General features: G+C 61.9%; 12 protein-coding genes. All 12 read right to left on the reverse strand.

What is annotated here, in order from left to right:
* Positions 1-6: 6 nt before the first annotated feature.
* Genes AC22G1_RS17600 through mraZ form a run of 12 tightly spaced genes read right to left on the reverse strand, consistent with a single transcriptional unit; the run spans position 7 to position 13,151 of the window.
* Positions 7-906 (reverse strand): D-alanine--D-alanine ligase, encoded by a 900-nt coding sequence (locus tag AC22G1_RS17600; RefSeq protein WP_487314514.1) that lies wholly within the window; start codon positions 904-906, stop codon positions 7-9.
* The gene (gene murC, locus AC22G1_RS17605) at positions 903-2,300 is read right to left on the reverse strand and encodes a UDP-N-acetylmuramate--L-alanine ligase (RefSeq protein WP_487314515.1); all 1,398 of its coding nucleotides are present in this window, start codon (positions 2,298-2,300) and stop codon (positions 903-905) included. The genes AC22G1_RS17600 and murC overlap by 4 nt, the downstream gene beginning before the upstream one ends.
* A gap of 14 nt (positions 2,301-2,314) precedes the next feature.
* Entirely contained in the window at positions 2,315-3,379 is a 1,065-nt protein-coding gene (gene murG, locus AC22G1_RS17610) for an undecaprenyldiphospho-muramoylpentapeptide beta-N-acetylglucosaminyltransferase (RefSeq protein WP_487314516.1), read from the reverse strand.
* A complete protein-coding gene (ftsW, locus tag AC22G1_RS17615; RefSeq protein WP_487314517.1) occupies positions 3,376-4,548 on the reverse strand; it encodes a cell division protein FtsW in 1,173 nt (390 codons plus the stop codon). The genes murG and ftsW overlap by 4 nt, the downstream gene beginning before the upstream one ends.
* Positions 4,545-5,792 (reverse strand): UDP-N-acetylmuramoyl-L-alanine--D-glutamate ligase, encoded by a 1,248-nt coding sequence (murD, locus tag AC22G1_RS17620; protein WP_487314518.1) that lies wholly within the window; start codon positions 5,790-5,792, stop codon positions 4,545-4,547. The genes ftsW and murD overlap by 4 nt, the downstream gene beginning before the upstream one ends.
* A complete protein-coding gene (mraY, locus tag AC22G1_RS17625) occupies positions 5,792-6,871 on the reverse strand; it encodes a phospho-N-acetylmuramoyl-pentapeptide-transferase (RefSeq protein ID WP_123420526.1) in 1,080 nt (359 codons plus the stop codon). The genes murD and mraY overlap by 1 nt, the downstream gene beginning before the upstream one ends.
* On the reverse strand, positions 6,865-8,244 hold the full coding sequence (locus AC22G1_RS17630; protein WP_487314519.1) for a UDP-N-acetylmuramoyl-tripeptide--D-alanyl-D-alanine ligase: 1,380 nt from the start codon (positions 8,242-8,244) through the stop codon (positions 6,865-6,867). The genes mraY and AC22G1_RS17630 overlap by 7 nt, the downstream gene beginning before the upstream one ends.
* Entirely contained in the window at positions 8,238-9,719 is a 1,482-nt protein-coding gene (gene murE / locus AC22G1_RS17635) for a UDP-N-acetylmuramoyl-L-alanyl-D-glutamate--2,6-diaminopimelate ligase (RefSeq protein ID WP_487314520.1), read from the reverse strand. Before murE ends, AC22G1_RS17630 begins: the two co-directional genes overlap by 7 nt.
* Positions 9,712-11,457: a penicillin-binding transpeptidase domain-containing protein gene (locus AC22G1_RS17640; protein ID WP_487314521.1), complete on the reverse strand. Its 1,746-nt coding sequence runs from the start codon at positions 11,455-11,457 to the stop codon at positions 9,712-9,714. The genes murE and AC22G1_RS17640 overlap by 8 nt, the downstream gene beginning before the upstream one ends.
* A complete protein-coding gene (gene ftsL, locus AC22G1_RS17645; RefSeq protein ID WP_487314522.1) occupies positions 11,454-11,768 on the reverse strand; it encodes a cell division protein FtsL in 315 nt (104 codons plus the stop codon). The genes AC22G1_RS17640 and ftsL overlap by 4 nt, the downstream gene beginning before the upstream one ends.
* Positions 11,761-12,699, reverse strand: a complete 939-nt coding sequence (gene rsmH, locus AC22G1_RS17650) for a 16S rRNA (cytosine(1402)-N(4))-methyltransferase RsmH (RefSeq protein ID WP_487314523.1) — start codon at positions 12,697-12,699, stop codon at positions 11,761-11,763. Before rsmH ends, ftsL begins: the two co-directional genes overlap by 8 nt.
* Positions 12,696-13,151 carry a division/cell wall cluster transcriptional repressor MraZ gene (gene mraZ / locus AC22G1_RS17655; protein ID WP_050659095.1) on the reverse strand — a complete coding sequence of 152 codons (456 nt, stop codon included), beginning with the start codon at positions 13,149-13,151 and terminating at the stop codon, positions 12,696-12,698. The genes rsmH and mraZ overlap by 4 nt, the downstream gene beginning before the upstream one ends.
* Between the last annotated feature and the right edge of the window lie 464 nt (positions 13,152-13,615).

Raw genomic sequence — 13,615 nt, forward strand, 5'->3', positions numbered from 1 at the left:
CCCTCGTTACCGGGCCGATGCCAGGATGCGGCACACCAGGGTGGAAAAATCCATACCGGTGGCCTTGGCTGCCTTGGGTACCAGGCTCTTTTCGGTCATGCCCGGCACCGTGTTCACTTCCAGCAATTGAAAATGGCCATGTTCGTCGAGCATGGCGTCCACCCGCCCCCAGCCCTCGGCGCCCACGGCGTGGAAGGCTTTCATGGACAAAACCTTAAGCGCATCCTCCTGCTCGGCCGGCAGGCCACAGGGGATGAGGTACTGGGTGGTGTTGGACTGGTATTTGGCTTGGTAGTCGTAAAAGCCATTGGGCGTTTTCATCTGAATAACCGGCAACGGCTGGTTATCCAGAATGCCCACGGTGAATTCGGGACCGTTGATCCAGCGCTCGACCAATACCACGTCGTCCAGCGCAACAGCCTCTGCGACAGCGTCCTTCAACTCGGCCACGGTGCTGGCTTTTTTCATGCCAAGACTGGAGCCTTCCCGAGACGGCTTGACCATCACCGGGCCGGTCATAATATCAGCGGCCAGGGTGTCATCCAACAGGCCTTTTTCAAGGATCCAAAAGTCGGCGGTAGGCAGTCCCAGGCTTTGCCAGATTTGCTTGGTACGCACCTTGTCCATGGCCAGGGCCGAGCCCAGCACCCGGCTGCCGGTGTAGGGGATACCCAGCCATTCCAGGGCCCCTTGCACTGTGCCGTCTTCGCCGCCACGGCCATGCAGGGCGATAAAGACCTTGGCAAAGCCTTCGCGGTGCAAATCTTCCAGAGGGCGCTCGGCCGGGTCAAAAGCATGGGCGTCGATGCCACCGGCAATCAAACCGCGCAGCACCGCTTCACCAGACAACAACGAAATGGGGCGCTCGGCGGAGTTGCCGCCCAGCAGTACGGCGACCTTGCTCATGGCTGCACCTCCAGGCCAGCCTGGGCCAGGCCTCGGGCCAAAGAGCCGACGTTGCCGGCGCCTTGGGTGATCACCAAATCCCCTTCGTTCATCAGCTCATAAAGGGCTTTGGGTACATCGTCGAGGCTGGACACAAACACCGGTTCGAGCTGCGAGCGCGAGCGGATGGTGCGGCACAAGGAGCGGCTGTCAGCGCCAGCGATAGGGGTTTCCCCGGCGCTGTAAACATCCAGCATCACCAGCACGTCTACCTGGCTCAGCACTTCGGCAAAGTCTTCGTACAAATCGCGGGTGCGGGTGTAACGGTGCGGCTGGAACACCATCACCAGGCGCTTATCGGGCCAACCGGCACGGGCAGCCTTGATGGTGACATCCACTTCCGAGGGGTGGTGGCCGTAATCGTCCACCAGCATCACCTTGCCCTTGCTGGTGGCAAACTCGCCGTAATGCTGGAAGCGCCGGCCGATACCCTGGAATTTCGCGAGGGCAGCCTGGATGGCGGCGTCGCTGATGCCAAGGTCGGTGGCGATGGCAATGGCAGCCAGGGCGTTTTGGGCATTGTGGCGTCCAGGCAGGTTAAGGGTAACCTGCAGCGGCGCGTGGCCTTTGCGTTCGGCCACAAAGCGGCTTTGGTTGGCGCTTTGGGAAAAGTCGTGGCCGCGCACGTCGGCGTCGTCACTGAAACCGTACGTGAGGTACTGGCGGCCAAGCTCAGGGGCGGCCAGTTCCCGCACTACCGGGTCGTCGATGCAGAGCACCGCCAAGCCGTAGAACGGCAGGTTGTGCAGGAAGTCGACAAAGGTGGCCTTGAGCTTTTCAAAGTCGCCACCGTAGGTGTCCATGTGGTCTGGCTCGATGTTGGTCACCACCGACATCAAAGGCTGCAGGTGCAAAAACGAGGCGTCGGACTCGTCTGCTTCTGCCACCAAGTAGGAGCCGGTGCCGAGCTTGGCATTGGTGCCGTGGGAGTTGAGCAGGCCGCCAATCACGAAGGTCGGGTCCAGGCCGCCTTCAAACAGCAGGCTGGACACCAGGCTGGTGGTGGTGGTTTTACCGTGGGTACCGGCCACGGCAATGCCCTGGCGAAAACGCATCAGCTCGGCCAGCATTTCGGCGCGGCGCACCACCGGGATACGGCGGGCACGGGCTTCCAGCACTTCCGGGTTGTCGCCCTTGATGGCGGTCGACACCACCACCACCGAGGCGCCGTCCACGTTACCGGCCTGGTGCTCGGTCCAGATGGTGGCGCCCAGGCTCGCCAGGCGCTCGGTCACGGCGTTGCGGCTCAAGTCCGAGCCGGTGATTTGATACCCTTCGCCCAGCAGGACTTCGGCGATACCGCCCATGCCGGCACCACCGATGCCGACAAAGTGGATTCGCTCAACGCGGCGCATAGGGCCAGTTCTGGTCATAATCTGTCACTCTTTTCTAGGCCGGCCAGCTGCCGGCACACCGAAGCCACGGCTTCAGTTGCATCAGGTTTTGCCTGGCGATGGGCAGCAGCGCCCATCTCCAGCAGTTGTTCTTGGTCGTGGTGCCATTCCTTGAGCAAGGAGCCAATGCGCTCGGCATTGAACTCGCTTTGTGCCAATAAGATGGCGCCATGGTGTTCGGTCAGAAAACGGGCGTTCTGGGTCTGGTGGTCGTCCACCGCGCTTGGCAGCGGCACCAGAATGGACGGCAGGCCAACGGCAGCCAGCTCCGAGACCGTCAGAGCGCCGGCCCGGCACACCATCACATCGGCCCAGCCATAGGCAGAGGCCATGTCGTCGACAAAATCGGCCACCTGGGCCTCAAAACCCAGTTGGTCATAACGGGCCTGCACCTCGGTGCTGCGGCCTTTGCCGGTCTGGTGGAAGACATCCAGCGGCACACCGGCCTTGGCAAAGGCTTCGGGCAACACCTCGTTAAAGACCTGCGCCCCCAGGCTGCCGCCAATTACCAACACCCGCATCGGCCCCTGGTGGGCTTCGCGTTTGATATGAAAGAGCCGCTCGCGAATGGGGTTACCCACCACCTCGGCACCGGCAAAGGCGCCGGGGAAGGCCTGCATCACCTTGCTGGCCACCTTGGCCAGATACCGGTTGGTGACACCGCTCACCGCGTTTTGTTCATGGAGCACCAGCGGAATGCCGCGCAGCTTGGCGGCAATGCCGCCGGGGCCGGAGGCAAAGCCGCCCATGCCCAGCACCACATCGGGTTTTAAGCGGCCGAACAGCCGCCAGGCGTCAAACACTGCCTTGACCAGCTTGAAGGGGGTGACCAACAGCCGTTTCAGGCCATTGCCCCGCACCCCTTGGATATTCACGAAATGCAGCGGAATGTCGTACTTGGGCACGATATCCGCTTCCATCCGGGTGGGGGTGCCCAGCCAGTCGATCAGCCAGCCTTCCTTTTGCAGGTGCTGGGCAACCGCCAGGGCCGGGAAGATATGGCCGCCGGTACCGCCAGCCATCACCATCAAACGTTTCATGAGCGGCCTCCCCTGGCGTGGGTTTGGGCCAGCCGGCTTTCGTGGTCGATACGCACCAGCACCATCAGCGCGATGGTCATGATCCAAAGGCTGGAGCCGCCATAGGAAATAAGCGGCATGGTCAGGCCCTTGGTGGGGAAGGCGCCAGCCGCCACCCCGAGGTTAACGGCGGTTTGAAAGGCCACCCAGATGGCAATCGAATAGGCGAAAAAGCCCTCGAAGAAACGCTCGTTGGCCATGGCGTGGCGGCCAATTTTAAGGGCCCGCAGCACTATCCAGAAAATCACCGCCATCACCGCCAGCACCGCCACAAAGCCCAGCTCCTCGGCGACAATGGCCATGATGAAGTCGGTATGGGCTTCGGGCAGGTATTCCATCTTGAGGATGGAATTGCCCAGGCCCTGGCCGGTGAGGCCGCCACGGCCAAAGGCCATCAGCGATTGGGTTAATTGGTAGCCGGTGCCGAAGGGGTCGGCCCAGGGGTCGAGGAAGCCGGTGACCCGCTTCATCCGGTAAGGCTCGGTGATAACCAGCAGCACCAGCGCCGCCACCCCCATGACGATCATGGCGATAAACTGCCAGACCCGGGCGCCGGCCAAAAACAGCAGGCCAAGGGTGGTTACCAGCATCACCACCACGGTGCCAAGGTCAGGCTGGGCCAGCAGCATCAGCGCCATCAAGAAGAACACGCCCAGCGGCTTGATAAAGCCGACAAAGTTCTCCCGCACTTCCTGGTGGCGACGCACCAGATAGCCGGAGAGATAAGCAAAGAGGAACAGTTTGGCCGGCTCTGCCGCCTGCACGTTGATGGGGCCAAGGCGGAACCAGCGGGTGGCGCCGTTCACGTTGTGGCCCACCACCAGCACCGCCAGCAGCAGGAACAAGGCCGCCAGCAGCAGGTAGCCATTAAAGCGGGCCCACACCGCAATCGGGGTCTGCAAGGTAATGATGGCAAGGATAACGGCCCCCACCACGAAGGTGCTTTCCTTGTAGATGATGTAGAACGGGTCGCCGGTGAGGCGGCTCGCTTCCGGCATGGAAGCAGAGGCAATCATCACCCAACCGAAGGCCAGCAAGCCGAGGATCACCGCGATCAGGGGACGATCGTAGAGGGCAGTATCGGCCTCTTTGGTGAAGAAACGCTCACGCAGGCTGGCAAGGGCGATCATAAGGCCTCCACCAGTTCGCGAAAGCGCGCGCCCCGCGCTTCAAAGTTGGTAAATTGGTCGAGGCTGGCGCAGGCCGGCGACAGCAATACCAGGTCGCCGGGCTTGGCGAGGCTCGCAGCCAGCGGCAGGGCCTCATCCAGGGTTTCAACCCGGTGCGCGCCGGCTTTAAGGGCGGCGACCTTGTCGCCGTCCTGGCCAAAGCAGATGAGGGCGCTCACCTTGCCCATCCGCGCCGTGAGGGGGCTGAGATCGGCGCCTTTGGCGTCGCCACCGGCCAGCAGGATGATGTTGCCGTCGATATCGGCAAAACCGTCCAGGGCCGCTTCAAGGGAGCCAAGGTTGGTGGCTTTGGAGTCGTTGACGAACAGCACCCCGTCCTTCTCGGCCACCACCTCGCAGCGATGGGGCAGGCCCCGAAAGCTCTTGAGGCTTTTGATCATGGCGCCAAGGGGAATGCCGGCCGCTTCACCCAGGGCCAGGGCCGCCAGGGCGTTCATATGGTTGTGGCGGCCGATGATGCGCACCTCGGCGGCGGCCATCAGCGGCTCTTCGCCGCGCATCAGCATGCCGCCCGCCAAGTGATAAAGCCCCTGGCTGCCAAAGCTCACCCCGCCTTGGGGCGGTGTGGTGGCGGTATCGTCGCTGTTGTAAATGCAGTGGCTGGCGCCCCGGTAGATGCGCTGCTTGGCGGCGCCATACTCGGCCATGGTGCGGTAGCGGTCGAGGTGGTCCGGGCTGAGATTCAGAATGGTAGCGGCCACCGGCTTGAGGCTGGTGGTGGTTTCCAACTGAAAGCTCGAGAGCTCCAGCACATAAAGCCGGGCGTCCACCGGCAGCGCCAGCACCGGCACGCCGATGTTGCCGCCCACCGCCACCCGCATACCGGCCTTATTGGCCATGTCGCCGACCAGGCTGGTGACGGTGCTCTTGCCGTTGGAGCCGGTAATGGCCACCACCGGCGCTTTGCAGTTGCGGGCAAAAAGCTCCACATCGCCGATGATCTCAAGGCCGCTTTTCACCAGCGCCGGGTGATCCTTGGCAATGCCGGGGCTTACCACCAGATATAGGCACTGAGCCAGCACCATCGGATCCAGCGGCCCCAGGTGCACTTCCACTTCTTCGGGCAGCTCGGCCAAAATTGGCGGCGCCGGGCGGGTGTCAAAGGCGCGCACGGCCACGCCACGCTCCATCAACCAGTTGATGGTAGCCAGACCGCTGATGCCAAGACCGACGACGCCAATCATTACCGCACCTTCAGGGTTGCAAGGCCGATGAGGACCAGAATGAGGGAGATGATCCAGAAGCGGACAATCACCCTCGGCTCAGGCCAGCCTTTGAGTTCGTAGTGGTGGTGAATGGGCGCCATACGGAAGATGCGCCGGCCCCGCAGCTTGTAAGAGCCCACCTGCAAAATCACCGACAGCGTCTCCATCACGAACACGCCGCCCATGATCACCAGCAAAATTTCCTGGCGTACCAGCACCGCGATGATGCCAAGGGTGCCGCCCAACGCCAGGGAACCCACATCACCCATGAATACCTGGGCCGGGTAGGTGTTAAACCACAGGAAGCCAAGGCCCGCGCCCACCAGGGCGGTGCAGAGGATCACCAGCTCCGAGGCGTGGCGTACATAGGGAATGTGCAGGTACTCGGCAAATTTCACGTTACCGGTGAGATAAGCAATGAGCGCAAAGGCCGCTGCCACCATCACGGTGGGCATGATGGCCAGGCCATCGAGGCCGTCGGTGAGGTTGACCGCGTTGGAGGTACCCACCATCACGAAGTAGGTCAGGATGATGTAAAAGAGCCCCAGCTGCGGCATCACATCCTTAAGGAAGGGCAGCACCAGTTGGGTTTCTTCGGGCTTGGCCTGCCAGTACAGGAACACTGCCACGCCGATGGCAACCACCGATTGCCAGAAGTACTTCCAGCGGGCGATAAGGCCCTTGGGATCTTTACGCACCACCTTGCGGTAATCGTCCACAAAGCCGATGGCGCCGTAGGACAGCAGCACAAACAGCACTACCCACACGTAGGGGTTGGCGAGGTTTGCCCACAGCAGCCCGGATACCGACACCGACAGCAAAATCATCAGGCCGCCCATGGTGGGGGTACCGGATTTGGACAGGTGGCTTTGCGGGCCGTCGTCACGCACGGTTTGGCCCACTTGCAGCCGTACCAGCGCTTTGATCATCCGAGGGCCTATGTAGACCGATAGAATCAGGGCGGTCAGGGCGCTTAAGATGGCCCTGAAGGTCAGGTATGAGAAAACGTTGAACCCGTTGATGTACTGGGTCAGGTACTCGGCCAGCCAGACTAGCATGCGGCCCCCTGTGGGGCAGCCAGTGGGCTTGCCGCAATCAATTGCACTACCAATTCCATACGCGAGCTACGCGCTCCCTTCACCAGAATGCTGACCTCGGCCGATTCGTCGGCCAATGCCAGAACGAGGCTGTTTACCAGCCCTTCTTTGTTATCAAAATGCCGGGCACCGAGGCCGAAGGCGTCGGTGGCGGCCTGGCTGAGCACACCCAGGGTAAAGAGGTTGTCCACCCCGGCGGCCTTGGCATAACGGCCAAGCTCGGCGTGGTAGTAACCGGCCTTTTCCCCCAGTTCGCCCAGATCCCCCAGCACCAGCACCCGGCGGCCATCAAAGCCCACCAGGGTGTCGATGGCCGCCTTCACGGCGCCCACCGAGGCGTTGTAGGTGTCGTCAATCAACCGGCCACGCTGGCCGAGGGACTTGAAGATAAGGCGACCCGGTACCGGCTGGACCTGAGCCAGACCGTCAGCAATCACCTCAAGCTCCACTCCCAGCGCCAGGGCGCAGGCGGCGGCGGCCATGGCATTGGCCACGTTGTGGCGGCCAGGCAGCGGCATGGTAACGCTCAGGCGCTTTGGCCCCACACAAAGGGTGAAGCGGCTGCCAGCCTCAAGCTGGTCGTGAATGTCGGTGGCGGTAATGTCGGCGCCCTCGCCATAACCGAAGGTCAGCACCTTTTGGTCTTTGAGCTGGGCCAGCCATTGGGGGGCAAAATCATCGTCGAGGTTCACCACCGCCGTGCCGCCGGCCTTGATGCCGCCGTAAATCTCGCCCTTGGCCTGGGCAATGCCTTCGAGGGTGCCAAAACCGGCCAGGTGGGTCGGCGCCACGTTGTTAATTAGGGCCACGTCCGGCTCCACCAGGGAGACGGTGTAGGCAATTTCGCCCTGGTGGTTGGCGCCCAGCTCGAAGACGCCATAGTCTTCGTCGCCGCGAAGGCGCAGCAGGGTCAGGGGCACACCGATGTCGTTGTTAAAATTGCCTTGGGTCGCCAGCACCCGGCCTTTATGGGCCAGGATGGCGGCCAGCATTTCCTTGACGGTGGTTTTACCGCAAGAGCCGGTCAGGGCCGCCGACAGTGGCGCCACCTTGGCTTTGAGGTAATGGCCCAGCTGGCCAAGAGCCAGGCGGGTGTCTTTAACCAGCAGCTGCGGCTGGTCACTCTCGACCTGGCGGCTTACCAGCAGTGCCGCCGCCTTGCTGGCGTCGGCAATAAAATCATGGGCATCAAAACGTTCGCCGATAAGGGCCACAAACAGCTCGCCGCCCTGCAACTGGCGGGTATCGGTACTGACCGCCTCAACGCTGATATCCTCGCCAAGCAATTGGGCATCAATGGCCTTGGCAATGTCGGATAACGTCATTTTCAGCATGAAGGCTCCTCGTCCAGCGCTCGCTGGACCTCTTCAATGTCGCTAAAGTGCAGGCGCTCACCGTTGATCTCCTGGTAATCCTCATGGCCTTTGCCGGCGATGAGCACCACATCCAGGGGCGAGGCCTGAAAGATGGCATGGCGAATGGCTTCCCGACGGTCAGCCACCACCTGCATGGCGTCACCATAAGAGTTGCCCGCCAACATCTGCTGAATAATGTCCATTACCTTTTCACTGCGGGGGTTATCCGCCGTGATAACGCCAATATCGGCGCATTTTTCTACCGCTTGGGTCATCAAGGGGCGCTTGCCAGGGTCGCGGTCGCCGCCGCACCCAAAGACGCACCAAAGCTTGCCCTTGGTGTGGGGGCGAAGGGCGCTGAGCGCCGCTTCCAGGGCGTCGGGGGTGTGGGCGTAATCCACCACCACCTGGGGCCGGCCAGAGCGCTCGAAGGCCTGCATCCTGCCCAGCACCGGTTGAACGCTGGTGGCCGCCGCGCACAGGGCTTTTAGGTCAAAACCCAGGGCCAGGCCGCCGGCAATGGCGGCCAGCAGGTTGGAGAGGTTGAAGATCCCCAGCAGCGGCGACGCCAGCTCCGCTTCACCAAAGCTGCCTTTGACCTTGGCCCTGACGCCGCCAAGGTGCGGGCGCACGTCGGTGACAAAGAGCACCTGGCTGGCCATGGCAGGGTCGATGGGCTCAAGGCTGTAAGCGATGGTGTGCTGGCGCCCCTTGCGCTCACGCAGCCAAGACTCGCCGATGGGGTCGTCGGCGTTGATCACCGCAGCGGTTAAAGTCGGCCAGTCAAAAAGCTGAGCCTTGGCGGCGGCGTAGGCCCCCAAGGTGCCGTGATAATCGAGGTGATCGCGGCTCAAATTGGTAAAGATGGCCACTTTGTATGGCACAGCGCTGACCCGCCCCTGGCTCAGGGCGTGGCTGGACACCTCCATGGCCGCCAGCTCACAGCCACTGGCTTTGAGCCCGGCCAAGGTGCGGGCCACAGCGATGGCATCCGGGGTGGTGTTAAGGGCCGGAACCAGCTCGCCAAAACGCCCGGCGCCCAGGGTGCCGACAATACCGGCGTTGCTGCCCAGTTTGTCGCAAAGCTGCGCCAAGAGTTGGGAGGTGGTGGTTTTGCCGTTGGTGCCGGTAATGCCCACCGGCACGATTTGCGGCTCACCGTAAAAGCGCCAAGCCAGGGCCGACAGGCTGCGCCTCAAGGCCGGGAAGGACACCACCGGCACGGCGCCGCGCATCTCGACGGCAAAGTCGTCCGCCTCTTGCAGCACGGCGCTGGCGCCCTGCTCCAGGGCGTCGTCGATAAAATCGCGGCCATCGACTTTATGGCCGGGAATGGCCACAAACAGGGTGCCGACGCGCACCGCGCGTGAATCCAGGCACAGGGTATCGACGGCGGCGTCAACAGGGGTATCAAACCAGGGCGCCAACAGGGCTTTTAGCTGCCAGTTAACCACGAGGCACCTCCTTGTCTACGGCTGCCACGCGCATATCGGGGGTGATGGCGTCGGGCATGACATTGAGCAGCGACAGGGCGCCGCCCATCACCGCCGAAAACACCGGCGCGGCCACGTCGCCGCCGTAATATTGGTCACCCTGGGGCTCGTTGATCATCACCACCACCGCCAGGCGCGGGTGGCTGGCCGGGGCAACCCCGGCAAAACTGGCCACATATTCGTTGCCGTAACCACCCGCCACCGCCTTACGGGCGGTACCGGTTTTACCGGCCACCTTGTAACCGGGCACTTGTGCTTTGGTGGCGGTGCCGCCGGGCTCCACCACCGACTCGAGCATGTGCAGCACGGCGCGGGCGTTCTGGGGTTTCACTATTTGCTCGGGCGGCAGGTGCGGCAGGCCCTTGATGATGGTCAGCGGGTTACGCAGGCCGTAATTGCCCAAGGTGGCGTAAGCCCGGGCCAACTGGGCCGGGGTGACACTGATGGAATAACCAAAAGCGAGGGTGGCCAGCTCAAACTCGGACCAACGGGGCCGGTCGTACTGGAAAAGGCCGCTGGACTCGCCCACCAAATCGATACCGGTTTGCGAGCCGAAGCCAAATTTGGTGTAGGTACCCAGCAACTGCTCTTTGGAAATAGACAGCGCCAGCTTGGCGATGCCCATATTTGAGGATTTTTGCAAGATGGTGTCGAGGCTGATTACCCCGAGATTGCTGTGGTCCTGCACCCGCCGTCCCCCCAGGCGCATCCAGCCGGGGTTGGTGTCCACCTTGTCGTTGGGTTTGACGATACCGGCTTCCAGCGCCGCCATCATCGCTATGGGTTTGGCGGTAGAACCCGGCTCAAAGACATCGGTGATGGACCTGTTGCGCAGCTGATAGGGTTTGACGTTGCTGCGGTTGTTGGGGTTGTAGGACGGTGCGTTAGCCATGGCCAGCACTTCGCCGGTGGCCACATCCACCACCACCACCGAGCCGCTGGTGGCGTCGAAATAGTTAACCGCCTTTTTCAGCTCACGATAAGCCAGCGACTGGATGCGCTGGTCTATGGTCAGCTGAATATTCTGGGGCTTCTCCGCCACCTGCAAGGTGCCGAGGGATTCCACCACCCGGCCCAGGCCGTCTTTACGCACCTTGCGCTTGCCGGGCTGGCCGGTCAGCAGGTCATCATAGGTGCGTTCGATACCCTCGAGGCCGTGGTCGTCGATATTGGTAAAGCCGATGATGTGAGCGTCCACTTCCCCGGTGGGGTAGTAACGTTTTGACTCACGCTTCAGGCCGATTCCGGGGATCTTCAGTTCTTTAACGTAGTGGGCCATGGCCGGGGTTACCTGGCGCTGCAGGTAGACAAAGCGGCGCTGGGGGTCGGAGCTTATCTTATCCATCAGCTCTTTGGCGTCGCTGCCCAGCACTTCGGCCAGGGCCTGCCAGCGGCGTTTGTCCTGCAGGCCGCCCTTTTCCAGCACCACTTTGGGGTCGGCGTAGATGGCGTCCACCGGCACCGACACCGCCAGCTCTTCGCCGTTACGGTCGGTGATAAGGCCACGAGGCACCTGGGTGGAGGTCACCCGCAGGGAGCGCATGTCGCCCTGCTGGCGCAGGCGGTCAGGGGAGATCACCTGGATATAGGCAGCACGCACCACCAACGCCGCGAAAACGGCGCCCATCAGGCCGATGGCAAACAAGTGGCGCCAGTTAATGACGCCAGGCTTGATGCGGTTGCGAGCGTGTCTGCTCATTTGAGTTCAATCACCTTCTCGTCTTCACGGGAAACCCGCTTCATGTTCAGGTCTTTTCGGGCAATGCGGTCAACCCGGCTGTCTTCGCCGAGGGTGCCTTCTTCCAGGTTGAGGTGGCGCCACTCCACGTCGAGGTTCTCGCGCTCCACCATCAGCTTTTCCTTGTTGGCGGTCAGCAGGCGGTTGCTCTGGGCCAGATAAACCACGGCAAAAGCCGAACCTATGACCAACAAAAAGAGCAAAAGCAGCCACTTGGACTGCCACAGTTCAGCGCCGATGATCCCAGCCAGCCTGGGCTGCCGCTCAGCCATAACTGGCCTCGGTACGTTCGGCTATGCGCAGCACCGAGCTGCGCGCCCTGGGGTTGTGCTCGGTCTCGGCGTCGCTCGGGAAGACCGGCTTGCCAAGGGCCTTGAGCTTCATATGGTGTTTGAGCTGGTCCTGGGTAACCGGCAGGCCGGGGGGCAGCTCCGGGCCCTTCTCCTGGGCGCGGATGAATTGCTTGACCAGCCGGTCTTCGAGGCTGTGAAAACTGATCACCGCCAGCCGGCCTTTGGGCGCCAGCACCTTGATGGCACCGTCCAGGGCCTGTTTGACTTCATCCAGCTCGCTGTTGATGTAAATGCGAATGGCCTGGAAGGAACGAGTGGCCGGATGCTTGTGTTTCTCTTTAACGGGGGCGGCCTTGGCGATAAGGTCGGCCAGCTCGCTGGTGCGGCTAAGTGGCGCCACAGCGCGGCGCTCGACGATGGCGCGGGCGATGCGCTTGGCAAAGCGTTCCTCACCGAAGGTCTTGAGCACAAAGGCAATGTCGTCGGCGTCGGCGCGGTTTAGCCAATCGGCGGCGCTTTCGCCTGAAGTGGGATCCATGCGCATGTCCAGCGGGCCGTCACGCATAAAGCTAAAACCGCGCTCGGCATCGTCCAGCTGCGGGGAGGAGACCCCTAAATCCAGCAGCAGACCGTCCACCTTGCCGCTCAGGCCCAGCTCGTCCAGGTAAGAGGCCAAGCCGGAGAAGGGCCCCTGCACTATGGTAAAGCGCGGATCGGCGATGGTTTTGGCTTCGGCGATGGCGGCCGGGTCGCGGTCGATAGACACCAGGCGGCCGTTGGCCCCCAATTTTTTCAAAATGGCGCGCGAGTGGCCACCACGGCCAAAGGTACCGTCCACGTACAGGCCATCCGGCTTGATGGCCAGGGCCTCGATACTTTCGTTTAGCAGTACGCTGACGTGTTCGGTCACAGCGAAAAATCCTTCAAGGCGTCAGTCAGTTCCAATTCCTGGCTTACCGTCTCCATGTCGACGGCGATTTGGGTTTGCCAGGCGATATCCGACCAGATTTCAAACTTATTGAACTGCCCAACCAGCATGATCTTGCCTTCAAGACCGGCATGGTTGCGCAATGGCCCGGTGAGCAGCACCCGGCCCTGGTTATCCAGTTCCAATTCGGTAGCGTGGCCCAGCAACATCCGCTGGATACGACGCTCGGCAGGCTTCATAGAGGACAGGCGGCTGAGCTTGCGCTCAATCACTTCCCATTCGGCCAGGGGGTAGAGCAAGAGGCAGGGTTGGTGAATATCGATGGTGCAAACCAGCTGGCCATCACAGTCAGCAATAAGCTGGTCGCGATACCGCTTAGGTATCGCGAGCCGCCCCTTGCTGTCTAGGCTGACTTCGCTTGCGCCACGAAACATCGTTCTTATTCCCTTGGGTTAGCAAATTAACCACAAATTCCCACAAATCCCCACGATGCCAAGTCTAGGGGCTCCCGTTCAAGGTTGTCAAGGAAGCTAAAAGCCAGTTGTGACGCGGCCTGCAGCCAAATGAAAACAGCCCCCATGGCAGGGATTTAAAGGGCTGGAAAGGAATGCTCTACCTGCCTGAAAAGACAGGGGAAAATGAACAAATCTCCAACATGGTGGCAAAAAGTGGGGCTCAGCCCGAAACCAAAGCGCTGCTTTGGTGCGGCTAAGCGCAAGCCCCCAGGATGGGCGCGCCGGACAGAGCGCCAAGGATGGCAATCACACCAAGACCAATGGCAACCCCGTTCAACAACCAAAGCGCTGCTTTGGTGCGGCTGAGCGCGAGCCCCTGGATGGGCGAAGCCCGAAGTCCAAGCACCGCTTGGACGCGGCTGAGCGCCGGTACACAGGATGTA

The organism is Gallaecimonas zhanjiangensis (assembly GCF_057624825.1).

What these genes read in the sequence shown, in the direction of transcription:
- AC22G1_RS17600 (WP_487314514.1), bottom strand. Translation starts at nt 906, where the DNA reads ATGAGCAAGGTCGCCGTACTGCTGGGCGGCAACTCCGCCGAGCGCCCC.
- murC (WP_487314515.1), bottom strand. Translation starts at nt 2,300, where the DNA reads ATGCGCCGCGTTGAGCGAATCCACTTTGTCGGCATCGGTGGTGCCGGC.
- murG (WP_487314516.1), bottom strand. Translation starts at nt 3,379, where the DNA reads ATGAAACGTTTGATGGTGATGGCTGGCGGTACCGGCGGCCATATCTTC.
- ftsW (WP_487314517.1), bottom strand. Translation starts at nt 4,548, where the DNA reads ATGATCGCCCTTGCCAGCCTGCGTGAGCGTTTCTTCACCAAAGAGGCC.
- murD (WP_487314518.1), bottom strand. Translation starts at nt 5,792, where the DNA reads ATGATTGGCGTCGTCGGTCTTGGCATCAGCGGTCTGGCTACCATCAAC.
- mraY (WP_123420526.1), bottom strand. Translation starts at nt 6,871, where the DNA reads ATGCTAGTCTGGCTGGCCGAGTACCTGACCCAGTACATCAACGGGTTC.
- AC22G1_RS17630 (WP_487314519.1), bottom strand. Translation starts at nt 8,244, where the DNA reads ATGCTGAAAATGACGTTATCCGACATTGCCAAGGCCATTGATGCCCAA.
- AC22G1_RS17640 (WP_487314521.1), bottom strand. Translation starts at nt 11,457, where the DNA reads ATGAGCAGACACGCTCGCAACCGCATCAAGCCTGGCGTCATTAACTGG.
- ftsL (WP_487314522.1), bottom strand. Translation starts at nt 11,768, where the DNA reads ATGGCTGAGCGGCAGCCCAGGCTGGCTGGGATCATCGGCGCTGAACTG.
- mraZ (WP_050659095.1), bottom strand. Translation starts at nt 13,151, where the DNA reads ATGTTTCGTGGCGCAAGCGAAGTCAGCCTAGACAGCAAGGGGCGGCTC.